This is a genomic window from Microbispora bryophytorum (genome assembly GCF_006874465.1).
In the GTDB taxonomy this organism is placed as follows: domain Bacteria; phylum Actinomycetota; class Actinomycetes; order Streptosporangiales; family Streptosporangiaceae; genus Microbispora; species Microbispora bryophytorum.
On sequence record NZ_VIRL01000009.1, the window covers coordinates 15,848 to 38,342 of the forward strand.

At 71.2% G+C, this 22,495-nt stretch carries 27 protein-coding genes and 1 tRNA gene; 14 read left to right on the forward strand and 14 right to left on the reverse strand.

From position 1 onward, the window contains the following. Positions 1 to 5 precede the first annotated feature (5 nt). Positions 6 to 908 carry a LysR family transcriptional regulator gene (locus tag FLX07_RS17725; protein WP_142571924.1) on the forward strand — a complete coding sequence of 301 codons (903 nt, stop codon included), beginning with the start codon at positions 6 to 8 and terminating at the stop codon, positions 906 to 908. Between the two features lie 4 nt (positions 909 to 912). Here the strand turns inward: FLX07_RS17725 and FLX07_RS17730 are convergent, their stop codons facing one another. Beyond that, positions 913 to 1,566 (reverse strand): HAD family hydrolase, encoded by a 654-nt coding sequence (locus FLX07_RS17730; RefSeq protein WP_142571925.1) that lies wholly within the window; start codon positions 1,564 to 1,566, stop codon positions 913 to 915. Positions 1,567 to 1,746: 180 nt separating this feature from the next. On the opposite strand from FLX07_RS17730, the gene FLX07_RS17735 reads away from it, so the two are divergent. Next, on the forward strand, positions 1,747 to 2,538 hold the full coding sequence (locus FLX07_RS17735) for a class II aldolase/adducin family protein (RefSeq protein WP_142571926.1): 792 nt from the start codon (positions 1,747 to 1,749) through the stop codon (positions 2,536 to 2,538). A gap of 136 nt (positions 2,539 to 2,674) precedes the next feature. On the opposite strand, the gene FLX07_RS17740 is transcribed toward FLX07_RS17735, so the two are convergent. Then, positions 2,675 to 3,997: a DUF2786 domain-containing protein gene (locus tag FLX07_RS17740; RefSeq protein WP_142571927.1), complete on the reverse strand. Its 1,323-nt coding sequence runs from the start codon at positions 3,995 to 3,997 to the stop codon at positions 2,675 to 2,677. A gap of 372 nt (positions 3,998 to 4,369) precedes the next feature. On the opposite strand from FLX07_RS17740, the gene FLX07_RS17745 reads away from it, so the two are divergent. Next, complete coding sequence (locus tag FLX07_RS17745; protein WP_142571928.1) at positions 4,370 to 4,570, forward strand: hypothetical protein; 201 nt, start codon at positions 4,370 to 4,372, stop codon at positions 4,568 to 4,570. Positions 4,571 to 4,632: 62 nt separating this feature from the next. On the opposite strand, the gene FLX07_RS17750 is transcribed toward FLX07_RS17745, so the two are convergent. Further along, positions 4,633 to 4,709, reverse strand: a tRNA-Lys gene (locus tag FLX07_RS17750). Positions 4,710 to 4,867: 158 nt separating this feature from the next. On the opposite strand from FLX07_RS17750, the gene FLX07_RS17755 reads away from it, so the two are divergent. Continuing rightward, the gene (locus FLX07_RS17755) at positions 4,868 to 5,230 is read left to right on the forward strand and encodes a PRC-barrel domain containing protein (RefSeq protein WP_142571929.1); all 363 of its coding nucleotides are present in this window, start codon (positions 4,868 to 4,870) and stop codon (positions 5,228 to 5,230) included. A 130-nt stretch (positions 5,231 to 5,360) separates the two neighbouring features. Here FLX07_RS17755 and FLX07_RS17760 read toward each other — a convergent pair whose 3' ends face one another. Next, entirely contained in the window at positions 5,361 to 5,957 is a 597-nt protein-coding gene (locus tag FLX07_RS17760; RefSeq protein WP_142571930.1) for a nucleotidyltransferase family protein, read from the reverse strand. Between the two features lie 55 nt (positions 5,958 to 6,012). Between FLX07_RS17760 and FLX07_RS17765 the strand changes: the two genes are divergently transcribed. Further along, positions 6,013 to 6,516 (forward strand): DUF1360 domain-containing protein, encoded by a 504-nt coding sequence (locus FLX07_RS17765; RefSeq protein ID WP_142571931.1) that lies wholly within the window; start codon positions 6,013 to 6,015, stop codon positions 6,514 to 6,516. After that, positions 6,513 to 7,007, forward strand: a complete 495-nt coding sequence (locus tag FLX07_RS17770) for a DUF6328 family protein (protein WP_142571932.1) — start codon at positions 6,513 to 6,515, stop codon at positions 7,005 to 7,007. Before FLX07_RS17765 ends, FLX07_RS17770 begins: the two co-directional genes overlap by 4 nt. 49 nt (positions 7,008 to 7,056) lie before the next feature. Here FLX07_RS17770 and FLX07_RS17775 read toward each other — a convergent pair whose 3' ends face one another. After that, positions 7,057 to 8,019: a TIGR03557 family F420-dependent LLM class oxidoreductase gene (locus tag FLX07_RS17775; protein WP_142571933.1), complete on the reverse strand. Its 963-nt coding sequence runs from the start codon at positions 8,017 to 8,019 to the stop codon at positions 7,057 to 7,059. Positions 8,020 to 8,139: 120 nt separating this feature from the next. Between FLX07_RS17775 and FLX07_RS36500 the strand changes: the two genes are divergently transcribed. Further along, entirely contained in the window at positions 8,140 to 8,289 is a 150-nt protein-coding gene (locus FLX07_RS36500) for a GPGG-motif small membrane protein (RefSeq protein ID WP_167530303.1), read from the forward strand. 124 nt (positions 8,290 to 8,413) lie between these two features. Here the strand turns inward: FLX07_RS36500 and FLX07_RS17780 are convergent, their stop codons facing one another. Next, entirely contained in the window at positions 8,414 to 9,133 is a 720-nt protein-coding gene (locus FLX07_RS17780) for a metallophosphoesterase family protein (RefSeq protein ID WP_142572108.1), read from the reverse strand. Between the two features lie 5 nt (positions 9,134 to 9,138). Beyond that, positions 9,139 to 9,384: a BON domain-containing protein gene (locus tag FLX07_RS17785; RefSeq protein WP_142571934.1), complete on the reverse strand. Its 246-nt coding sequence runs from the start codon at positions 9,382 to 9,384 to the stop codon at positions 9,139 to 9,141. Positions 9,385 to 9,828: 444 nt separating this feature from the next. Here FLX07_RS17785 and FLX07_RS17790 point away from each other — a divergent pair, with 444 nt between their 5' ends. Together FLX07_RS17790 and FLX07_RS17795 are read left to right on the forward strand one after the other, a co-directional pair. Then, positions 9,829 to 11,037, forward strand: coding sequence for a glycosyltransferase (locus FLX07_RS17790; protein ID WP_142571935.1), 1,209 nt, complete (start codon positions 9,829 to 9,831; stop codon positions 11,035 to 11,037). A 25-nt stretch (positions 11,038 to 11,062) separates the two neighbouring features. Further along, a complete protein-coding gene (locus tag FLX07_RS17795) occupies positions 11,063 to 11,986 on the forward strand; it encodes a glycosyltransferase family 9 protein (protein WP_142571936.1) in 924 nt (307 codons plus the stop codon). Here the strand turns inward: FLX07_RS17795 and FLX07_RS17800 are convergent. Both FLX07_RS17800 and FLX07_RS17805 read right to left on the reverse strand, forming a co-directional pair. After that, positions 11,946 to 13,013 (reverse strand): DNA topoisomerase IB, encoded by a 1,068-nt coding sequence (locus FLX07_RS17800; protein ID WP_223853545.1) that lies wholly within the window; start codon positions 13,011 to 13,013, stop codon positions 11,946 to 11,948. The genes FLX07_RS17795 and FLX07_RS17800 overlap by 41 nt on opposite strands. Then, positions 13,010 to 14,059 carry a glycosyltransferase family 9 protein gene (locus FLX07_RS17805; protein ID WP_208762262.1) on the reverse strand — a complete coding sequence of 350 codons (1,050 nt, stop codon included), beginning with the start codon at positions 14,057 to 14,059 and terminating at the stop codon, positions 13,010 to 13,012. Before FLX07_RS17805 ends, FLX07_RS17800 begins: the two co-directional genes overlap by 4 nt. 166 nt (positions 14,060 to 14,225) lie before the next feature. Here FLX07_RS17805 and rfaE2 point away from each other — a divergent pair, with 166 nt between their 5' ends. The 4 genes from rfaE2 to FLX07_RS17825 all read left to right on the forward strand — a co-directional run bounded on the left by rfaE2 (position 14,226) and on the right by FLX07_RS17825 (position 18,838). Then, positions 14,226 to 15,671: a D-glycero-beta-D-manno-heptose 1-phosphate adenylyltransferase gene (gene rfaE2, locus FLX07_RS17810; protein WP_142571938.1), complete on the forward strand. Its 1,446-nt coding sequence runs from the start codon at positions 14,226 to 14,228 to the stop codon at positions 15,669 to 15,671. A gap of 10 nt (positions 15,672 to 15,681) precedes the next feature. After that, a complete protein-coding gene (locus FLX07_RS17815; protein ID WP_142571939.1) occupies positions 15,682 to 15,930 on the forward strand; it encodes a hypothetical protein in 249 nt (82 codons plus the stop codon). A gap of 10 nt (positions 15,931 to 15,940) precedes the next feature. Further along, positions 15,941 to 16,933: an SDR family oxidoreductase gene (locus tag FLX07_RS17820; protein WP_142572110.1), complete on the forward strand. Its 993-nt coding sequence runs from the start codon at positions 15,941 to 15,943 to the stop codon at positions 16,931 to 16,933. 78 nt (positions 16,934 to 17,011) lie between these two features. Next, positions 17,012 to 18,838 carry a transketolase gene (locus FLX07_RS17825; protein WP_142571940.1) on the forward strand — a complete coding sequence of 609 codons (1,827 nt, stop codon included), beginning with the start codon at positions 17,012 to 17,014 and terminating at the stop codon, positions 18,836 to 18,838. Positions 18,839 to 18,962: 124 nt separating this feature from the next. Here FLX07_RS17825 and FLX07_RS17830 read toward each other — a convergent pair whose 3' ends face one another. Together FLX07_RS17830 and FLX07_RS17835 are read right to left on the reverse strand one after the other, a co-directional pair. Then, positions 18,963 to 19,355, reverse strand: a complete 393-nt coding sequence (locus FLX07_RS17830; RefSeq protein WP_142571941.1) for a ChaB family protein — start codon at positions 19,353 to 19,355, stop codon at positions 18,963 to 18,965. Positions 19,356 to 19,402: 47 nt separating this feature from the next. Beyond that, positions 19,403 to 19,663 (reverse strand): DUF6458 family protein, encoded by a 261-nt coding sequence (locus tag FLX07_RS17835; protein WP_142571942.1) that lies wholly within the window; start codon positions 19,661 to 19,663, stop codon positions 19,403 to 19,405. Between the two features lie 86 nt (positions 19,664 to 19,749). Here FLX07_RS17835 and FLX07_RS17840 point away from each other — a divergent pair, with 86 nt between their 5' ends. Beyond that, the gene (locus tag FLX07_RS17840; RefSeq protein WP_208762263.1) at positions 19,750 to 20,271 is read left to right on the forward strand and encodes a shikimate kinase; all 522 of its coding nucleotides are present in this window, start codon (positions 19,750 to 19,752) and stop codon (positions 20,269 to 20,271) included. 55 nt (positions 20,272 to 20,326) lie between these two features. Here the strand turns inward: FLX07_RS17840 and FLX07_RS17845 are convergent, their stop codons facing one another. The 3 genes from FLX07_RS17845 to FLX07_RS17855 form a co-directional block, all read right to left on the reverse strand. After that, on the reverse strand, positions 20,327 to 20,794 hold the full coding sequence (locus FLX07_RS17845) for an ATP-binding protein (protein WP_167748292.1): 468 nt from the start codon (positions 20,792 to 20,794) through the stop codon (positions 20,327 to 20,329). Positions 20,795 to 21,162: 368 nt separating this feature from the next. Continuing rightward, entirely contained in the window at positions 21,163 to 22,101 is a 939-nt protein-coding gene (locus tag FLX07_RS17850) for an aldose 1-epimerase family protein (protein WP_142571944.1), read from the reverse strand. An 87-nt stretch (positions 22,102 to 22,188) separates the two neighbouring features. Continuing rightward, on the reverse strand, positions 22,189 to 22,425 hold the full coding sequence (locus tag FLX07_RS17855) for a hypothetical protein (protein WP_139580002.1): 237 nt from the start codon (positions 22,423 to 22,425) through the stop codon (positions 22,189 to 22,191). Between the last annotated feature and the right edge of the window lie 70 nt (positions 22,426 to 22,495).

The window sequence follows — 22,495 nt, forward strand, 5'->3', positions numbered from 1 at the left end:
AGCCTGTGACCCCCGAGCTGCGTCATCTGCGGTACTTCGTCGCCGTGGCCGAACATCTGAGCTTCACCGTCGCCGCACGGGAGCTGCACATCGCCCAGCAGTCGCTGTCGCAGCAGATCGCGGCGCTCGAACACGCCCTCGGCGCGCGGCTGTTCGACCGCGACACCCGGGGCACCCGCCTGACCGAGGTCGGCCGCGTGTTCCTGCCCGAGGCGCAGGCCGTCCTGGCTCGCGCGGACGCGGCCCTGGAGACCGCCAGAAAGGCGATGCGCGGTGAGATCGGCCGGCTTCGGGTCGCCTTCCTCGTTTCCACCGCGAACTACATGATGCCGCCGGTCGTCCGCGCGTTCCGGGAGCGCTATCCGGACGTCGAGCTGCTCGCCGAGGCGGTCGGCATCGCCGGCCTTGTAGCGGGCCTGCGCGAGGACCGGTACGACGCGGCGTTCACCCGGCCGCCGCTGGTCGGCGACCTGGTGACCGCGACGCTGGTCGCCGAGCCCGTCTGCGCGGTCCTGCCGGCGGGCCACCCGCTCGCCGGGCGGGCCGAGCTGCGGCTCGCCGATCTGGCCGGCGAGCCCTGGGTGCTCACCCCGCGCGGCTCGTGGGAGCCGTGGCACCGGAAGTACGACGAGGACTTCCGCGCCGCGGGCTTCGAGCCGCGGGTCGTACAGCGGGCCGACGGCGTGCCGAGCCTGCTCGGCCTGGTCGCCGCCGGAGTCGGCGTCACCCGGCTCGCCCGGTCGGCACACAGCCTCCGGCGCAGCGGGGTCGTCTTCGTGCCGCTCGCCGATGAACGGGCCGAGACCGTCATGGCCTGGCATCCCGCGCGCGACCGGCAGGCCGTACGGAACCTGCTCGGCGTAGTGGCGGACCTGGCCGCCAAGATCGACCTCACCGAGGCCGGTTGAGCGATCAGTCGCCGTTGTGCTTGCGGATCAGGGCGGGCAGCTCGGCCAGCGAGTCGACGTGGAACAGGCACGCGCGGGCGGCCGGCTCGTCGCGGAGGATGTGGCCCCAGGGACCCCGCCGTACGAGGGCGGTGCGTAACCCGGCCTTCTGCGCGGGCCGGATGTCGTTGTCGAGGCGGTCGCCCACGTAGAGGACGGACCCCGCGGGACAGCCGGCCTCCGCCACCACGCGGTCGAAGAAGGACGCGTCCGGCTTCTCCACGCCCCAGCCGTCGGACGTGCCGATCACGTCCACCGGCAGGTCCAGGGCGCGCAGGATGGTCTCGGCACGGGCGGTCTGGTTGCCGGCGAGGCCGACGCGCAGCCCCATATCCCGCAGCTCGGCCAGGCAGGGCCGGGCGTCGGGGTAGAGGTTCTCCTCGCCGAACGTCTCGGGCCGGCCTTCCCGGGCCCGGCGCTCCCGCTCCTTGTGGAGGTCGAAGCCGGGCCGGAAGTGCTGGAAGGTGTCCCGGTAGTCGCCGCCGCGTGCGATCACGGCGCCGAACACGGCGGAGAAGGTGTGCCGCGGGACGCCCAGCCAGTCGGCCCAGGTGCCGTACTCGCGGGTCTCGTCCACCAGGGTCTCTCCGACGTCGAAGAAGACCGCCTCCAGCCGCATCGGTACCTCCCGTCTCTCACGCTGCATGCACCTTACGCGGTTTCGGCCGACCCCCACTGCCCCATCGGACAGGGCCGAACCCCCGAGTCGACCGAAGAGGATTCGGCTTCGGCATGGACAGGAGACAGGTGCCGGAGACAGGCTGAAGAGCAGTACGCCTCACGAGCCTTGGGAGCCCCGATGAGCCTGTCCGACCTGCAACCCGTGCCCGCCGATCAGCTCACCTTCCGGCTGCCGCCGAAATTCGACACCGTGGAGGAGGAGCGGCGCCACCGCAAGGAACGGCTCGCGGCGGCGCTGCGCCTGTTCGGGAGGTTCGGCTTCGAGGAGGGGGTGGCCGGCCACATCACGGCCCGGGATCCGGAGCACACCGATCACTTCTGGGTGAACCCGTTCGGCATGTCGTTCAAGCAGATCAAGGTCGGCGACCTGATCCTGGTCAACCACGAGGGCCAGGTGGTGGAGGGCCGCCACCACGTCAACCAGGCGGCGTTCGCCATCCACTCGATGGTCCACCAGGCCAGGCCCGACGTGGTCGCGGCCGCCCACTCCCACTCCGTGTACGGCAAGGCCCTGTCGGCGCTGGGCACGCTGCTGGAGCCGCTGACGCAGGACGCGTGCGCGTTCTACGAGGACCACGCCCTGTTCGACGACTACACCGGGGTGGTCGTGGAGACCGAGGAGGGCCGCCGCATCGCGCAGGCGCTGGGCTCGCACAAGGCGGTGATCCTGCGCAACCACGGGCTGCTGACCGTGGGCGACAGCGTCGAGGCGGCGGCCTGGTGGTTCATCACGATGGAACGCAGTTGCCAGGCGCAGCTCGCGGCCAAGGCCGCCGGGCCGACGGTGCCCATCTCGCACGAGAACGCCAAGCTCACCCACGGCCAGATCGGCAACGACGTCGTCGGCTGGATCAACTTCCAGCCCCTGCTGGACCAGATCCTCGCCTCCGACCCCGATCTCCTCGATTGAGCCTGCCGGACCGAGCATGCTGACCGAGCCTCCTCAGCCAAGCCTCCTCAACCAAGCGCGGGCGCCGGGAAGATCGGCCCTGCGCGACCCGTGAAGGCCGCTCCGGGAGGTGCCGGGGCTCCAGATCGGCTCCGCGTCAACGGCCTCCCGCGATCTTCCCGCGGGCGTCGAGGACGGCCCGGTCGGCGGCGGCACGGCCGGAGATCCAGCCTTCCCGGTTGCTGACCGCGCCCGCGCCGATCAGGGTCAGCGTCGGGAAGAGCTCCTCGACTCTCGCCTCGACGGCCTGTTCCCGGGCCGCCAGCACCGGCAGCAGGTCGCGTCCGGCATCGGCGGCGGCCTCCCGCACCGCCTCCCCCGCCGCCTCCCGCAGCCGTTCGCCGATCCGCTGGGCGTACGCCGCGAGGAACGACTGCCGGAACGACCGCGTGCGGGAACGGCCGGAGCCGTCCCGGCGGGATCCGGCCAGCCGCAACGCGGTCGTGGCCTGCACCAGCAGGGAGGTGAACAGCACCTCCACCGCGGCCAGATCCGCGGGGAACCCGAGCACGGTGGCGAACCCGAAGTGCCGGCTCCACACCGAGCGGCAGTGGTTGGCCGAAGCGATGACGTCCAGCAGCATCGCCTTGGGGCCCTCGTAGGGCGCGTCGACGCCCAGCCGGCGTCCCTCCGGCAGGCCGGCTCCTCCCGGTCCGGCCGTCCGGGAGGCGAGCAGCGCCGCGTCGATGCTGTGCCGGGCCATCAGCGCCTGGGCCGCGGCGGTGAACGTCTCGGCCTCCGCCTCGAACTCGGTCGACTCCGCCTTGGCCAGCAGAGCCCGCACCCGGGCGAGCATCCGCTCGTCGACGGCGCCGCTCCGGACGCCGGGCGTACGGCGGGCCGCTCCGGGCACGGGGCACAGCCGCTCCAGCGGCGGCAGAGTGGCCAGCAGATGGATCACCCGAAGCGCGCAGGCGACCATCGCGGTCCGGTCGCCGTCCTCGCGGAGGAACTCCTCGTCGCGGCCCCACCACACCGTCGCGCCGACCGCGTCGAGCTGGTCGAGCCAGCGGTCGTCCACGGTCGCCGCGGCGTAGGCACGCATCTCGGCCGCGACGGCGTCGGTCACGAGGCGGACGTGCCGAGCCTCCAACCGCCGGCTCATGAGACGGACCACGTCGGCGGGCTGCCAGCCGCCGTGCCAGGCGAGCGTCACCTGCCGGTTCAGGGCGTCGAGCAGGGCCCGGTCCACGACCTGGCGCAGCCCCTGGCCCTGCGCGAGGACCGTCACGCAGCGCCGGAACTCGGTCTCGTCGCGACGGCGCCGCGCCTCCAGCGCCGCGGACAGCAGTCCGGCCACCACTTCCTCGGCCGCCTGTCCCGCAGAGCCCGACGACGACCAGGGGAAGCTCCAAGTGGCTCCTCCCGGCGGCCCGAGACTCCACCGCCGCCGCGCGCCCTCCCGCTCTGCGCCGCTCATCCGCTCGCCCTCCCCCGATCGGCACCGCCGGGATCCTCGACGGCCGCCCGGTCGGTTGTGCGAGCGATTCTGTCAGCCCCGGCCACCTGCGCCGTGACGTTATCCACAGGCCGGCGGGAGTAGTGGTCAGGCGAAATCGAGCAGGCGGCGGCGTTCCCCGAAGGCCCCGCAGGGGGTCTCACCGATCTCGAAAGGCGCCACCGACATCCACCCGCCGGATGGTCACGCGTACGACCGGACGGACTGCGGCGAGTAACGTACCCCTCCGGGCATTTACTTGGAGCTTTCGACCAGATTAAATCTTTATTTCCGGATACGAAGTGATCTGGGCCACATTGGTGCCGTGCCTGATCGCGCGAGGAGTGGTGCCCGATGGTGTTCGCGCTGGCGAAGCGGATGATCTTCGCACTTGGGCGGGGATTCGTACGGCTTGGACGGTACTGGGCCACCCAGTTCGGCCTCGCCTACACGCTGGTCTGGGGTCCCGACGCGCCCGATCTGGCGCGCGAGCAGGAGGAGGCCGAGCACTGGGACTGGTCGATCCCCTACCACTGGTACGAGACCTCCCGCTGACCGCCCCGTCGGCCGGAGACGCGAAAGACCCAGGTCAGCCATGCCAACCTGGGCCTTCTTCGTGGTGCGCCGCCAGGGACTCGAACCCCGGACCCGCTGATTAAGAGTCAGCTGCTCTAACCAACTGAGCTAGCGGCGCCCGCACCACAAGAGTAGCGGCATCCGGAGGTGCTCCGCGCCACCGGCGCGCTCGTCGTCGCGGAGGACGCGCGGCCAGATCATGTCCTGCCCTTACGTGTCCGGGATGTTCCCCTTCTCACCTTCGGGTACGTGGAGTGACGACGAAGGGAGTGCACCATGACACCGGATCTCTGGTCGTATTCCGACACCGTGTCGGGCACGGGACAGCAGATGGACATCGCCGGATACGACGTACAGGCCGTGGACGGGAAGATCGGCTCCGTTGACGAGGCCACCTACGAGGCCGGCCAGAGCTACATCGTCGTGGACACGGGCCCGTGGATCTTCGGCAAGAAGGTCATGCTTCCCGCGAGTGTGGTGACGAGGATCGACTTCCAGGACAACAAGATCTTCGTCAGCCGGACGAAACAGGAGATCAAGAACGCGCCGGAGTTCCACGAGACGGCGATGAGCGACCCGGGCTACCGGGACCGTGTCGGGGAGTACTACGGGCGTTTCCCCCGCACTTCGTCCATGTGAGTGACATGCGAGTGGCATTGCGAGTGATATGAGGGAAGGGGCCGCGCCGGCACGGGGCGGCCCCTCTCCACGCCGGCGAGCCGGACCCCGCCCGGCCCCTCCTCCGCACGGACCGGGACGAGGCCGGCTGTCAGGGCCAGGTGCCGTCCGGCCCGGTCGTCGTCGGGGCGATGATGTGCAACCGCTCCAGGAGCGTGACAAACGTCGAGGCGTACGGCGACGGCGCGGCGACCGAGGCGACCCGGTCCCAGTCCACCTGCTCCCGCATGGCGCGGACCATGGGCAGCAGCGAGCCGTAGTCGCAGGTGTGCTCGGACAGCGGCAGTATCCAGGAGATCACGAGATCGGTGGCTTCGAGGACGGGCAGGCTCAACGCGGCGGTGTTGATCGGCTGTGCCCGGGCGATCATGGCCTCGGTCACGGGCCTGTCGGCCAGCGAGAAGATCAGGTCGACCAGGACCCCTTCCTCGTCGAATGCCTTGACCAGCCAGTCCTCCGGTGGTTTCGCGGTCCGGAAACCCAGGCTCTCCAGGGTTTTCAGCGCGAGCGGGACGTCTTCCTCGACCAGAGCGAAGTCGACGTCGTGCAGTGATGGCGCGGCGCCTCTCGCGTAGCCGGCGCAGCCTCCGGCCAGGGCGAACCGCACCCCGGCCTCCTTGAGACCGGCCCCGGCGCGCTTGAGCGTCTCAAGAATCGCGTCGGTGACTTCATGACTGTGACTACCCACTCACGTCGCTTGCCCAGCCATGTTCGCCGCAAACAATCCCGGGTAGGGCGCGCTCATGACCGAGACCCTTCAGGAGATCAAGCGCGAGTACGAGGGGGAGGACAACCGTCCGCTGGCCTCGTACACACGGGTTCTCGCGGTGTACGGCGGGGCCGTCACGGTGCTGCTCGCCGCGGCGAGGCTGACGGGCCGCCAGGCCCCCGAGAAGATCAAGGTGATGGACCTCATGCTCATGGGGCTGTTCACCCACCGGCTCTCGCGCACGCTCGCGAAAGACCCGGTCACCAGCCCCATCCGCGCTCCCTTCACCCGTTACGAGGGCCTCTCCGGCCCGGCGGAGCTGAGGGAGAAGGTCCGCGGTCACGGGCTGCAGCACGCCGTGGGCGAGCTGCTGACCTGCCCGTTCTGCCTGTCCCAGTGGACCGCGACGGGGTACGCGGCGGGCACCGTGTTCTTTCCCCGACTGACCCGGCTGGCCGGGGCCACCATGGCGGCCGTGGCGATCTCCGACTGGCTTCAGCTCGCGTACGCACGTCTTATAAAGAAGGCCGAGGAATGAGCGAGGTCCTTGAGCCTCTGGAGAACACCGACGAGAGTCGGAAGGAGCGCGTCGATCGCGAGCTCGGCGAGCTGCTGCAAGGTCTGCGCGTCGCCGCGACGGGCGTGCAGGTGCTGTTCGCGTTCCTGCTGACGCTGCCGTTCTCCTCCGGTTTCGGGAAGATCGACATGACCGGGAACTGGCTGTTCTACCTGGCGGTCGTCAGCGCGGCGGTGGCGTCGATCTGCACGATCGCCCCGGCGACGCAGCACCGGATCCTGTTCCGGTCGGGGCTCAAGGAGCTGCTGCTGCACCGGGCCAACCGGCTGGGCGTGGCCGGCGGGCTGGCCCTGGCCGTATCCATGACCTGCTCCACCGCCCTGGTTCTGGACGCGCTGACCAGCCCCGCGCCCGCCGCGCTGGTCGGCGCGGGCGTGGCACTGCTGTGCGCCTGGCTGTGGTTCGTCCAGCCGCTCCTGTCGCTGCGCCTGGTCAAGAACGAGAACGACTAGAAAACAAGAAGAGCGCGACCGCGGTGCCCGCGGCCGCGCTCTCGTCGTGTCAGCGCCGTTCCCGCAGGCGCGGCAGGATCTGCGTCGAGTAGAACTCGAAGAACCCCTCCTGCTCCTCGCCGATCTGGGAGATGTAGACCTCGTCGAAACCGGCGTCCACGTACGCCCGGATCGCGTTCAGGTGCGCGTCCGGCGAGGGCCCGCAGGGCGTCGACTGGGTGGCGGCCTCCTCCGTGACGAGCTGTGAGAGCTGCTCGAAGTGCCGCGGCAGCGGCAGGAGCTGGGCGGCCTCGCCCGGGATCCCCTGGTTGGGCCAGAGCCTGTGGACGGTCCTGCGCGCATCGGCCTCCTCGTGCGCCCAGCACACCTTCAGCCCGGCCGCGCACGGCTTGCCCTCGCCGCCCGCCTTGTGGAACGCCTCGACCATGTCGGCGGCGGGCGCCGTGTGGATGTAGCCGTCGCCGAGCCGTCCCGCGAGATCGACGGACTTGGGCCCGAAGCCCGAGATGTAGATCGGCGGGGGCCGGTCGGGCAGCGAGTACAGCCGGGCCGTGTCCACCTCGTAGAACTCGCCGTGGTGGGTCACCAGTTCGCCCGTCCACAGCTCCCGGATGACGTCGACGGCCTCCTCCAGCATGCGCTGGCGCTCCTCGGCCGGGGGCCACTGGTCCCCCAGGATGTGCTCGTTCAGCGCCTCGCCGGTGCCGACCCCCAGGCGGAACCTGCCGTCCAGCAGGATCTGGGCCGTCGCCGCGGCCTGGGCGATGATCGCCGGGTGGATGCGGATGAGGGGGCAGGTGACCGCGGTGGTCACCGGCAGCGACGTGGCCTGCGAGATCGCTCCGATGACGGACCACACGAACGAGCTCTCGCCCTGCTCGTCCAGCCACGGGTGAAAGTGGTCGGAGATCCACAACGCCTCGAAGCCGGCTTCCTCGGCGAGTTTCGCCTGACGTACCAACTCCTTGGGGTCGTGCTCCTCGCTGGAAAGGAAATATCCGAAAGTGGTCATGTATCACCAGATGCCCGGATATTGTCAAGCAAACGTAACGATAGGTGCGTGAGGAGCAAATTCGATCGAGGCCAGGGCTCGGTGATGTTACGAGACCCTTCGCAGGGGCAGTGGAGGGCCATGGCTACTCTGCTTTGGATCATCGCCGTGGTACTGGTCATCGCCGGGATCTACGTCATCCTGGCCCGTCGGGACATCCTCTGGGGGATCGTCCTCATCGTCCTCGGATTCCTCGTCGGCCCCGGGGGCGTCAGCATCTTCAATCCCTAGTCGCAACCTCACCCACTAGTCGCAACCTCATCCACGCTGATCGCGGACATCGAGACGGCGACCGGCCGAAGAGCCGGTCGCCGTCTCGATGGCAACAACATCGGAACCGCATCGGAACAGCGAATCAGCAATGGTCGCCGTTCAGGCAGTAAACGGTGTAGGCGTGCTTGATGACCGGAAGGGCGACATTACGCACCCGGATACCTCCGGGAGTGACGCCCTTTTCCGTGCCGGCGTGCGCGTGACCGTGAATGAAAAGATCGGCGCCCTCGGCGTCGGCCGCCTCCGCCAGCATGTAACTGCCGAGGAACGGATAGATTTCCGGCGGCTCGCCCATCAGCGTGTCCTTCACAGGCGAGTAATGGCTGAGCACGATCTTGTGGTCGGCGTCCAGCTCCTTGAGCGCCCGCCGCCACCGCTCGGCGATCTCCTTCGTGTGCCGGACGAACGCCTTGGTCTCCGGCTCGCCGAACTCGCTGGCGCACTTTCCCGCGAAACCGCCGCCGAAGCCCTTGCCGCCGGCGACTCCGAGCCGTACGCCGTCGATGGGGACGACCGCGCCCTCGTCGTCGAGGACGGTGATGCCGGCGTCGCGGAGGAGATCGACGATCTCCTCGTTCCGGTCGGAGTGGTAGTCGTGGTTGCCGAGCACGGCGACGACGGGGATGGGCAGGCCGCTCAGCTCCTCGGCGACCACCCGGGCCTCGGAGATCGTGCCGTGCCTGGTCAGGTCGCCTCCCACCAGCAGCACGTCAGCACGGCGCTCGATGCCCTCGATCTTCTTGCGATAGTGGCCGCGCAGGTCCTCGCCCAGATGGATGTCCGCGACGGCGGCGATCCGCATCTCCCTCACAGATGCTCCTCCTCTCCCGGCTCCCGCACCTCCACCAAGGTGATCTCGTTGTGCACGCGCAGGCCCGGAGTCGCCTCGCGGGCGACGTTCTCGATCTGGTGCCGCCGCTCGTCACAGGAGACCTCCCCGCGCAGGTAGACCTCTTCTCCTCGCACATCCACCCGAATGCCCAGTTCGGTGGTCCGGTCGTCCTCCGCGAGAGCCCGCTGCACGCGGGCCGCGACATAGTGCGGCGTCTCCATCTCTTCCCCTCGTGTCCCCCTCGGTTCCGTATGCCTAGCGCTGCCCGGCCCTTTCCAAGCGAAACCACTGGTTTGACCGGCGCGAGGGTGGATATGGTTATTGAGATTCCGGTGCCTAAGACGCAGGTACCTCCTCGGCGTGAGCATGCCGTGACGGAGGAGCGTCTTGAGAACGTGTCACCGGATTTCCCCCCAGCCTGACCGGAGCGCCCCGGGCACCGGCGGCATCTCTTTCCCCACCTCCCTCACGGGCACTGCCTCCACCGGCCCCCATCTCGCCGCCCGTCCCCCGCGGGCCGCCGCCGGAAGCCGGCGCGACCGCCTTCGCGCCGGCTGCTCCCGCACGCCGCGACCCGCCGCCGTCCCCATCGCCGGGCCCGCACACCTCGACTCCCTGATCCCCGAGCCGGGTACTCGCCACTGCCGCTCTTGGAGGAACCCCCAGTGAAGATCGCCATGGTCTCGGAGCACGCCAGCCCACTCGCCACCCTCGGCGGTGTCGACGCCGGCGGCCAGAACGTGCACGTCGCCGCCCTCGCCCGGGAGCTCGCCGGCGCCGGTCACGAGGTCACCGTCTACACCCGCAAGGACCGCGAGGGCCTGCCGGAAACCGTCGCCTTCGGCCCGGGTGTGGTCGTCGTCCACGTCCCCGTCGGCCCCGCCTCCGAGATCTCCAAGGACGAGATCCTTCCCTGGATCCCGCAGTTCGGGAAGTGGCTGCACGACCGGTGGCTGTTCGACCGGCCGGACATCGTGCACAGCCACTTCTGGATGAGCGGGCTGGCCGCGCTCGCCGCGGCGGAGAAGCTGCGCATCCCGGTCGTCCACACCTACCACGCCCTCGGCAGCGTCAAGCGGCGTCACCAGGGGCCGGCGGACACCAGCCCGCGGGACCGCATCGAGGCCGAGGCCGAGATCGGGCGGCGCGTCGACGGCGTCATCGCGACCTGCAACGACGAGGTCGACGAGCTGATCCGCATGCGCGTGCCGCGCCGCGCGACCCGGGTCGTCCCCTGCGGAGTGGACGTCACCGCCTTCCACCCCCACGTCGAGCCGCTGGAGCGGCCGGAGCGCCCGCGCCTGCTGTCGGTCGGCCGGCTCGTACCGCGCAAGGGCCTGGAGACCACCATCAGGGCGCTGCAGCACCTGCGGGACGCCGAGCTGGTCATCGCGGGCGGTCCCCCGGCGGCCGAGCTGCACCACGACCCCGAGGTCACCCGGCTGCGCTGGCTCGCGGCCCAGGCGGGCGTCTCCGACCGGATCCGCTTCCTCGGCCGGGTCGAGCGTGACACGCTGCCCTCGCTGATGCGCTCGGCCACCGCCGTCGTGTCCGTGCCGTGGTATGAGCCGTTCGGGATGGTGGCGCTCGAGGCGATGGCCTGCGGCGTCCCGGTCGTCGCCTCGGCGGTCGGCGGTCAGAAGGAGACGGTGGTCAACACTGTGACCGGGCTTCTCGTGCCGCCCCGCAAACCCGTCGTGCTGGCCAAGGCGCTGCGCAAGCTGCTCGACGACCGGGTGCGGCGCACCGCGTACGGCATCGCGGGGGCCGACCGGGCCCGCGCGAGGTACGCCTGGAGCCGCATCGCCGCCGAGACCCTGGCCGCCTACGACCGGGTTCTGTGCACCCGGGAGCTGGAAAGGAGGGCCTCTTGATCCTGCCCGTCTCCGAGGTGAGCCGGTGACGTCGACGGCCCTCGTGCTGCGCTCTGACGGCATCGGGGGCCTGCTCACCGTGGTGCCCGCGCTGCGCGCCCTGCGCCGGCACGGGCTGCGCGTCGTCCTGGCCTGCCCGCCGGAGCTCAGCGAGCTCGCCGCGCTGACCGGCGCGGTCGACCGGATCCTGCCCGCGTACGGGCTCGCGCCGCTGTCGTGGCCCGGGCCCGGCGAGGAGGACGCCGATCACCCGCCGCTCCTGCCGGACCTCGGCGTCAACCTGCACGGCCGCGGGCCGCGCAGCCACCGCGTCCTGCTGAACCTGCGCTATCGGGGTGAGGGAAGGAGGCGACTGTGGGCGTACGCCAACCCGGACGTTCCCTGGATCAGGGGGCCGTGGTGGGACCCGGGTGAGAACGAGGTGCTGCGGTGGTGCCGGCTGCTCCAGTGGCACGGCGTGCCGGCCGATCCGGAGGATTCGGCGCTGCCCACTCCCCTGATCGCGAGTCCCGCGCCGGGGGCCGTCGTGATCCACCCCGGCGCGGGCGGCACGTCGCTGCGCTGGCCCGCCGATCGGTTCGCCGAGGTGGCCCGGACGCTCACGGACGAGGGCCTGCCCGTCGTGATCAGCGGCAGCTCTCGGGAGCGGCCGATGGCCCTGCTCGTGGCGACCCGGGCGGTGCTGCCGCCGCAGATCGTGCTCGCGGGCCGCACCTCGCTCCGGGAGCTGTGCGCGCTGGTCGCCGGGGCCCGGCTGGTCATCAGCGGCGACGCCGCGATGACGCGGCTCGCCGCCGCCTACCGGACGCCCTCGGTGCTCGTGTCCACGGCGGACGGACGGCACCCGATCCTGCACGAGGTGGGCGGCTCCGTCCCCCTGGACGCCGCGGTCCCGGCCTCCAGCGTGGTCAACGCCGCCGTGCGGGCCCTCGGCGCAGGAGTTCGATGACCGCCTCCTCGACCGGCCCGTGGGTGGCGAGCCGGCCCTCGCCGGTGTCCTCACCCAGCCGTTCGAGGGGGATCGTCCGTCCCTTCTCGTACAGCGCCACGATGCGCGGATCGACATAGGAGGCGCGGCAGACCGACGGCGTGTTGCCCAGGTACTCCGACACCTCCTTCATCACCCTGGAGACCGCCCGCCTGCGCCCCGCGCCGCTGCGTACGGGGCGGGAGACGGCGAGCCCGACGGCCGCCAGAACCGTGGCGTGCCAGGTGCGGAAGTCCTTGGCCGAGACCTCCGTGCCGAATGCCTCCTTCAGGTAGGCGTTGATGTCGGCGCTGCGCACGTCCACCCAGCCGCCGTCGGCGCGGTAGCGCAGCAGCTCGCCCCTGCGCCCCTTCGACAGCACCGTCAGCACCTCGCACACGTCGGCGTCGGCCAGCACCTGCTCCCGCTCCTTGCGGCCCTTGGCCAGGTAGCGGCACACGACCTCGCCGTCACCACACTTCACGTGCGACGTCTTCAGCGTGGCCAGGCCGTAGGAGTCGGTGTACTCCTCCCCGCCGACGCGGAAGAAGCCGATGTCGAGCATGCGCGCGGCGGTGGCCAGCACGCGCTCGCGGCTCAGCTCGTCACCGCGCAGGTCGCGGGTGACCCGCTGCCGGAACGCGGGGAGCCGCCGGGCGATCTCCAGCACGTGGTCGAACTTGGCCTCGTCCTGCTGCCTGCGCCACTCGTCGTGGTAGCGGTACTGCCGCCGGCCCGCCGAGTCGGTGCCCACGGCCTGGAGGTGGCCGTTCGGATGGGCGCAGATCCACACGTCGGTCCAGGCCGGGGGAATCGCGAGGGACTTGATCCGGTTCAGGGTGGCGCGGTCCTTGACGGGCCGCCCGGAGGCCCACAGGTAGCTGAACCCGCGTCCGCGGCGCCTGCGCCGGATGCCCGGCTCGCCCGGGTCGCTCGGCCGCAGGTCGACGGGCGGTGCCTCGAAGACCTTCGCCTTCTCCGCCACGGTGCTCATCGCCACGGTGCTCATCGCAGCAGGTCCCACGCCTGTTCGAGCACGTCGTCCACGCTCACGTCGCCCACCCACGAGACGTCCCGGTGGCCGCACTCGCGCATGCCCTCGGACCATGCGGGGAGCCCGCAGATCGGGCAGCCGGATGTCCAGGAGATCAGCGGCCGCTGGTGTCCCCTGCTCAGCGGACCCCAGTTGATCATGTTGCCGCACCAGTAGATCCCCACCGTCGGCGTGCCGGTCGCCGCCGCCAGGTGGCGCGGCCCGGTGTCGTTGGAGACGAGCAGGTCGCAGGCGGCGTACAACGCGGTGAGCCCCCCGAGGGACAGCTCGCCGACGACGGCCTTGGCCGGAGTCTGCATCTGCGCGACGACCTTCTCGACGACCTCCCGCTCCTCCTCCACGCCGGTCACCACCACCGGCCGTCCGAGGCGGTCGGCGACCTCGGCGAAGCGCTCCGGCGGCCATCTCCTGCGCCGGTCCCCCGCGCCCGGGTGGATCGCCACCAGCCCCCGGGGCACCTTGCCGAGCGTGCGGTTCAGCTCGGCCCAGTCCTCCCTGACGACCGCGATCCTCGGCTCGATCTCGTTGGTGGCCGCGCCGAGCAGCCCGGCCACCTCCAGGTAGCGCAGGGTCTCGTGCTGGTAGTGGACGTAGGGCACCCAGCGGTCGAGCGGCGCGGCGTCGGGGGCGCGCAGGCCGGCCGTCACCCGCGCGCCGAGGCGGCTGATGAACGGATTGGAGTCGCGTCCGCCGCCGTGCATCTGGACGGCCAGGTCGAACCTGCGCCGGCGCAGGTCCTCGAACAGCTCCTCGGGGGCGGCGCTCCCGTCGGGCGGGGAGGAGACGCCGGAGATGGGCGGCAACGCCACCACCTCGTCCACCGGTCCCGGGCGGCCACGCATGAACCGCGCGTGCCATTCGCGGCCGAGCAGAGTGATCCTGGCGGCGGGATACGCCCGCCTGAGCGCCTCGATGGCGGGCAGTGCCAGCAGCAGGTCGCCCAGCGCGTTCGCCCTCAGCACGGCGATCCGCTCGACTCCTTCGACGAGCAGCGCACTCATGGGCAGGACACCCCCCATTCGTCCGGCCCGCCGGCCGACCACCGGCGGAACACTCGTGTGGCGCGACGTCTGATCCCGGTTACCCCGGTGCGGCGGCCCCAAACCGGACGGCCGGGCCTGCCGTGCCCGTTGTTTCCCCTGCGTCTGCGGGGGTAGCCGCCGAAGTATGACGGAAGAGACGCTCAACCGTTTCGGTGAAGTCACAGCCGTCGTCGTCGGGGACGTGATGCTCGACTCGTGGCTGCGGGGCCACACGAAGCGCATGGCCCAGGAGGCCCCGGTGCCGGTGGTGACCGTCGAGCAGATCGAGGATCAGCCGGGCGGGGCCGCCAACACGGCCGTGAACCTGGCCGCCCTGGGCGCACGGGTCCACATGGTGGGGATCACCGGCGCCGACCCCGCCGGGGCGACGCTCAACGCGACCCTGGGACGACTCGACATCGAGGGCCTGGTCATCGTGCGGAGCTGGCGGACCTCGGTCAAGCGGCGGGTGCTGACCGACGGCCAGATCGTGGCGCGGTACGACGAGGAGGACGAGGCGCCGCTGCCGGAGGCGGCCGAGCGCGAGCTCATCGAGCAGATCACCCGGCTCGCGGCGGACGCGGACGTCATCGTCGCCTGCGACTACGGCGGCGGGGTGTGCACCCCGAACGTCCGCCGGGTGCTGTGCGACCTGAGCATCGACCGGAGCGAGGGATCGCGCCGCGCGCCGATCCTCGTGGTGGACGCCCACGACGTGGCCGCCTGGCGGGACTGCCGGCCGACGGCCGTGCTGCCTAACTACGCCGAGGTGCGGCGGCTGCTGGGCGAGGGGGACGACCACGACCGGGTCGCGTTCCTGTCCGCACGCTCGGAGGACCTCGTCGAGGCCACCGGCGCCGGCCTCGTGGTCACCACGCTGGACGGCGAGGGCACGCTGCTGCACCGGCGCGGCAGGCAGCCGCACCGCACGTACGCGACCGCCGCGCCCGACACGATGAGCATCGGCGCGGGCGACACCTTCACGGCGGCGTTCTCGCTCGCCCTGGCGGCGGGCGCGGAGCCCGAGCGCGCCGCCGACATCGGCCAGGCGGCGGCGAGCGTGGTGGTGCGCCGTCAGGGGACGGCCGCCTGCTCCCACGAGGACCTGCTGCGGGCGCTGCGCCCCGACATCGCGCTGCCGCCCGATCGGCTGGCCGCGTGCCTGGAGCGCGACCGCGCCGAGGGCAGGCGGATCGTCTTCACCAACGGCTGCTTCGACGTGCTGCACCGCGGCCACGTCGCCTGCCTTGAGGAGGCGGCCCGGCTCGGCGACGTGCTGGTCGTCGCGGTCAACAGCGACGACGGCGTGGCCCGGCTGAAGGGGCCGCAGCGCCCGATCAACCGGTGCGAGGACCGGGTGGCGGTGCTCGCGGCGATGGGCTGCGTGGACTACATCACCGTCTTCGACGAGGACAGCCCCACCGAGCTGCTGCGGCTGGTCCGGCCGGAGGTGTACGTCAAGGGCGGCGACTACCACCCCGACCTGCTGCCCGAGGCGGAGCTGGTCAGGGAGCTGGGCGGGCAGGTGCGGGTGCTCGGTTACGTCCCGGACCGCTCCACCACGGCGATAGTGAACCGGATTCGAGGGTAGAGGGGCCTCCATGACCGAAGAACAACGTTCGCCGACCGGCAAGCCCATGGTGGAGGGGACGCCGATGGACGTGATCCACGTCCGTATCGCGTCGTTCGCCCTGGTCTTCTGTTTCGCCGTTCTGGTGCTCTCCTTCGTCGGGCGCATCTGGGTGCTGACCGGGATCGTCGTGGCGATCATGGCGATCATCGGGATCTACATGGCGTTCGCCGTACGCAGGCAGAAGAGGCTCGGCGGCGGGCCGCAATCGAGAGGATGACGAGGTGAGCCTGAAGGACAAGGTCGTCGTGGTGACCGGCGCGAGCGGCGGGGTGGGCCGCGCGGTGGTCCGGCAGCTTGGAGCGGAAGGCGCGAAGGTCGCGCTCATCGCACGTGGAGAGGCCGGCCTCGCCGGCGCCGCCGTGGACGTCGGGGCCGAGGGCGGCACCGGGAAGACCTTCGCCGCGGACGTCTCCGACTACGACCAGGTCCGCCAGGCCGCCCAGCGGGCCGAGGCTGAGCTGGGCCCGATCGACGTGTGGATCAACATCGCGTTCACGACGGTGTTCGCGCCGTTCCTGGAGATCACTCCCGAGGAGTACGAGCGCGAGACCAAGGTGACCTATCTCGGCTACGTCTGGGGCACCCGGGTGGCCCTGGAGCTGATGAAGCCGCGTGACAAGGGCGTCATCGTGCAGGCGGGCTCGGCCCTGGCCTACCGGTCGATCCCGCTGCAGTCGGCGTACTGCGGCGCCAAGCACGCGATCGTCGGGTTCACCGAGTCGGTGCGGACGGAGCTGCTCGCCGAGGACTCGGGCGTCAAGATCACAGTGGTGCAGCTCCCGGCGCTCAACACCCCGCAGTTCGACTGGGGGCTGAACCGGATGCGGAGGCACGCGCAGCCGGTGCCGCCGATCTACCAGCCGGAGGTGGCCGCCGACGCGCTCGTCTACGCCGCCGAGCATCCGGAGCGCAAGGAGTACTGGGTCGGCGGGATGACCGCGGCCACGATCCTGGGTCAGCGGGCGGTGCCCGCCCTGCTCGACCGCTACCTCGCGAGGACCGGGGTGAAGTCGCAGCTCACCGGTGACAAGGCGCCGACCGGGATCTCGAACCTGTGGGAACCGGCGGACGAGGACAAGGACTACGGAGCGCACGGCGGCTTCGACCGGCGGTCGCGCGGCCGCAGCCTGCAGCTGTGGATGTCGCAGCACCGCCGCCTGGTCTCCCTCGCCGGTCTCGGGCTCGCCGCCGTCGCCGGTTTCGGCCTGCGCCGCCGCTGAGGATCCCAAAGTCCCGACATATCGGGGCATGAACCTTTCGCGGTGATACGAAGGGGCGTACCGGGGTAGTCGGGGGCGATGGACGAGCTTGACTACCGCTTCCTGTGTGAACTCGCCGCCCAGCTCCGGGTGGACTCGGTCCGGGCCGCCGCGGCCGCCGGCTCGGGCCATCCGACGTCCTCGATGTCGGCGGCCGAGCTGATGGCCGTGCTGCTCGCGCGGCACCTGCGCGTCGACGTCGCGGATCCGGCCAACCCGGCCAACGACCACCTTGTCTTCTCGAAGGGCCACGCCTCCCCTCTCCTTTACGCGATGCTCAAGGCCGCCGGGGTCGTCACCGACGAGGAGTTGCTGACCTTCCGCAGGCGCGGCAGCCGTCTGGAGGGCCATCCCACGCCGCAGGTGCCGTTCGTCGACGTGGCCACGGGTTCGCTGGGCTTCGGCCTGCCCGTGGGGGTGGGGCTGGCGCTGACCGCGCGCAGGCTGGACCGCCTGCCGTACCACGTCTGGGTGTTGTGCGGCGACAGCGAGCTCGCCGAGGGATCGATGTGGGAGGCGTTCGAGCACGCCGGGCACGAGGGGCTGAACAACCTCACCGTGATCATCGACGTCAACCGGCTCGGCCAGCGCGGCCCGACCCGGCACGGCTGGGACCTCGGCGCGTACGCCGCCAGGCTCGGCGCCTTCGGCTGGCACACCATCGAGATCGACGGCCACGACCCCGGCCAGATCGACTACGCGCTCGCCGACGCCCGGGCCACCCGCCGCCGCCCGACCGCGATCATCGCCAGGACCTGCAAGGGCCGCGGCGTGTCGGCCGTGGAGAACCGCGAGGGCAAGCACGGCAAGCCGCTGGAGGACGCCGAGCAGGCGCTCGGCGAGCTCGGCGGGACGCGTTCCCTCACCGTCGAGGTCAGCCCGCCCGACGCCCCGGACACGCCGTACCGGTACGCCGACGGGTCGCTCGACCTGCCGGGATACGAGGTGGGCGAGCGGGTGGCCACACGGACCGCCTTCGGCGAGGCGCTGGCCGCGCTCGGCACGGCGCGGGGCGACGTCGTCGCCCTCGACGGAGAGGTGGCCGACTCGACCAAGCTGGAGGCCTTCGCCAAGGCGCACCCGGAGCGGTTCTTCGAGTTCTACATCGCCGAGCAGCAGATGGTCGCCGCCGCCATCGGCATGGCCGCCCGCGGCTGGATCCCCTACGCCGCGACGTTCGCCGCCTTCCTCACCAGGGCGTACGACTTCGTCCGGATGGCGGCGGTGAGCCGGGCCGGGATCTGCCTGGTGGGGTCGCACGGCGGGGTGTCGATCGGCGAGGACGGCCCCTCCCAGATGGGCCTGGAGGACCTGGCGGCGTTCCGCGCGGTGCACGGCAGCACCGTGCTGTACCCCTGCGACGCGAACCAGACCGCCCGGCTGGTGGCGGACATGGCCGCCATGGAGGGCGTCCGCTATCTGCGGACGACCCGGGGCGAGACGCCGGTGATCTACGGCCCCGGCGAGGAGTTCCCGGTGGGCGGCTGCAAGATCCTGCGCACCGGCGGCCATGCGACCGTCGTGGCCGCGGGCGTCGCCGTGCACGAGGCCCTGGCCGCGGCCGACCTGCTCGCCGAGGACGGCGTCTGCGTCACCGTGATCGACGCGTACTCGATCAAGCCGCTGGACTCGGCCGAACTGGTCGAGATGGCCAGGGCGACCGGGAGGGTCGTCACGGTGGAGGACCACTGGCCGGAGGGCGGGCTGGGCGACGCCGTGCTCTCGGCGCTCGCCGACGCGCCGGTGCCGGTGCGCAAGCTGGGGGTCTCGCGCATGCCCGGCAGCGCGACCGCACAGGAGCAGCTGGAGGACGCCGGCATCGACAGGGGCGCCATCCGCGAGGCCGTCCTGTCCCTGCTCCGGTGAAGGCCCCGGTGAACGCTCTCTTGGAGGCTCTGTTGGACGCGTGCCGCCTGGAGCGAGCCGCCGTCCACGTGAAAGCGCCGCCGGCGGCCCCTTCTCAGGGGCGGCCGGCGGCGCATGGAAGAGATCAGCGAGCCTTGGCGGTCGCCTTGCGGTTGGCCTTCTTGATGGCGTCCACGAGCTCGTCCTTGGTCATCCTGGATCGCCCGGAGATGCCGAGACGGCCGGCCACCTCGTAGAGATGCTGCTTGGAGGCGTTCGCGTCGACGCCCTCGGCCGTCTTGCCCTGCTTCGGCGTGCCCTTCTCCGCCTGCTCGTCCGACGGTCCGCGCCCCTTCTTCCTCTCCCAGTGGTCACCCACCTTCTCGTAGGAGTGCTTGAGCGCGGCGAACGCCGTACGGTGGGCGCGCTGGCCCTCGCCGTACGTCTCGACGGCGGAGTCGTGCGCCTTGATCCACGTCTCCTGGGCCCCCTTGGGTGAGCGCTCCAGGGTCGAGGGCAGTTCCTTACGTCCTGGCATGGTCCATGCCTCCCTTCAGACCGTCGGAAGTCCGTCGGAGGGGGTCATCAGATGGTGGGGTCGTCGTAGCGCCTCTCCTCGTACACGTGACGGCGGGTGGCGGCGGCGTCCACGGGGGCGGCGGCGGTGACGGTGGTCCTGCGGCGGACCGTCGTCAGGCGCCAGATGCCGAAGAGCAGCCCGGCCAGACCGCCCACCATGAGGATCACCCCGATCACCTGGATGTCGAGGCCCGCGATGGTGAAGTCGACCGCCCAGGTGAGGATGGCCCCCAGCATGATGAGGATGATGCTTCCGGCGATGGTCATGGCGTTCCTCCTTCGCCTTCTGCTCTATCCCCTCCACGGATTCCAAACGTCGCGTGCGGTGCCCCGCATAGGGCAGCATGCAAGTCATGACCGATACCCCCATTGTGGTGATGGGACTCATGGGCGCGGGGAAGAGCACCGTCGCCCGGCAGCTCGCCGACGCGCTCGGCCGTCCCATGCGCGACAGCGACGCCGATCTGGAGGCCAGGTACGGCACGACCGCCGCCGCGATGGCCGCCGGTGTCGGCGCGGACGAGCTGCACGCCCGGGAGGCGCTGGTGCTGCGGGAGGCGCTGGCGGCCCGTCCCACCCCTGTCATCGCGGCCGCCGCCAGCACGGTCGAGGATCCCGAGACGCGCCGGGCCCTGGCCTCCGCCTTCGTGGTCTTCCTCGACGGCCCGCCCGAGGTGCTGGCCGAGCGGATGAAGTCGAGCCCCCACCGCCCCCACTTCAAGCCCGACCTCGTACGCATGCTGACCGAGCAGCGCGACCTGCGGCTGCCGCGGTTCCGTGAGGTGGCGGACCTGACTGTGGACCCCTCCACGAACACACCTGAGGAGATCGCGGCCACGGTGCTCGCGCGTCTCGACAGCGCGAAGACCCGCTGAAACTCCCTGCGGAGATGACGAACCCGCCCGGCTCTGGGGGGTCATACAGGCGGGGTCAGCCGACGGCGATGCGCATCTGGTGCGGGACGACGGGCAGCGGCGACGGGCAGCCCGCCCCGGCGAGGAACCACACGGTCTTGCCGCCCCGGCCCGAACCGGCCACTCCCCAGTCGTCGGCGAGTTCGTCCACGATGAGCAGGCCACGGCCGCCGATGGAGTCGAGGTCCGCCTCGCGCTGGTTCGGCACACCCTCGCCCTGGTCGAAGACCTCGCCGTACACCCAGGTGCCGTTGCTGCCGAGCCGGAGGGTGAAGACGTTCCCGCCGTGCCGTACGACGTTGGAGGCGAGCTCGCTCACGATGAGGGAGCAGTCGTCGACGAGCTCGTCCAGCCCCCATCGGCCGAGCTCGCGGCGGACCAGGGCGCGCGCCTCGGCGACACTCGCGCCGACGGCGGGCAGGAGGCATTCCGCGGTCCAGACGGGGGCCGGGTTGACCGGCGCCGTACCGAAGGGGAGAGTCACGCGCGCCTCCTTAGGCTCATGGGAGCGCTCCCACGGCTCAAGATACGGCACGCACCGTGGTCATGTGAATTCATAGAAACAAGATTGTTTCCGGTCAATGCCCGATCCGTGGTGGCCGCGAAGGAGAAAATACCGGCGGTCTCGCGCGCCGCGCCGCGAGTGCGCACGTCAGCGGCGCCCCATCCGACACTCCCGGCCCGTGCCGTCCGGCTGGGGACACGCCCGCGCGGTCGGCGCCGATCTGAAAATAAGTGAAATACGCCCATCCCTGGCCTTCATTGCGCCCAGACCGAATCTTCGCGCATGCCCCGTCATGAGATATAAGTACCTGTTCGTCCCCACGCGCCCTCACACCCGAGCACGGTGACTCACCCGAGCGCGGTGATCCCCCAGCGGTGGGCGACCCGCTCCCCCGGGGCCAGGCGCGCCAGGCACTCGCCGGTCGCGAAGGCGTTCGGCGGGCAGCTCATCGGCTCGACCGCCACACCGGCCCGCCGGTACGGCTCGGCCAGCGTGTCCCCGGTGAAGACCTGAAGCCATTCGACGCCGGGCGCGGCCCACAACTCCACGCCCCGGGAGCCGTCGGCGGCCCGGAGCCGGGCCCGCACCAGCCCGTCGCCGTCGCGCCGCAGGGATGTGTAGGGGGTGTCGAGCACCGTGCCGCCGATGCGGCGTCCCTCGCGGAAGTCGTACTCCGTGCCCTCGACGGGGCGGCGGCCGACCGGGATCTTCTGCTCGTCCACCGGGGTCCACTCGGCCGCGGGCACCTCCAGCACGGCGTCGTCCACCGTCTTGTCACCGAGGGTGAGGTAGGGGTGCGCGCCCATGCCGTACGGCGCGACGCCGTCCCCCACGTTGACGGCCGACACCTCGACCTCCAGGCCCGCCTCCCCCAGGGCGTACGACGCCGTCAGGTCGAGCACGTGGGGATAGCCGAGCTGGGGGAACAGCCGCAGCCCGAGCCGGATCGAGGCGTCGTCCCGGTCGAGGACCGTCCAGGGCATCAGGCGGGCGAAGCCGTGCGCGGCGTTGCCGGTCCCGGGCTCGGTGATCGCGAGCTGCCTGCTCTCACCGTCGAAGTCGTACCTGCCGTCGCGCACCCGGTTGGGCCAGGGCAGCAGCAACTGCCCGGCGCCGCCCACCGGCCGCGCGTCCGCGGGGTACGACATGACCAGCGGCCGTTCGTCGTAGGTCAGGGCGCGCAGGCCCCCGCCCACCTCGGTGAGGGTCGCCGCGTATCCGTGCGCGGCGATCGTGTGCTGCGTGCCGGTCGGGGGAACGGGTTCGCGAACCGCTGGTTCTGTCATGAGAGGGATTTTCCCATCCGTCCCAGGACACTCACAGAGGGCGCTCTCGGGCTGTGAGCCCGGCGGACCGGGCCCACGTCCTGGGCGTCACGAGGAGAGCGTCTGGCCCGTCAGTCCCTCCTGCGCGGTGAGAAGCGCGCGCAGCTCCTCCGCGCTCTCGCCGCATGCGGTCATGATCAGGCCCCGGTCCATCTCGATCCGGGACAGCGACCGGGTCAGCCGGGTCGCGTACCAGCGGCCGGCGTCGCTCCTCCAGATCGACCATCGACCGGCGTACTCGCTGCTCAGTTGTCTCCAGGCAGCGTCCTCGGCTGAGAACCGCACTGGTCACCACCTCCAGGCTCGGTGCCGGGAGACAACGGTGTGCTCATCCGGACACGATTGGTAGTGAAAA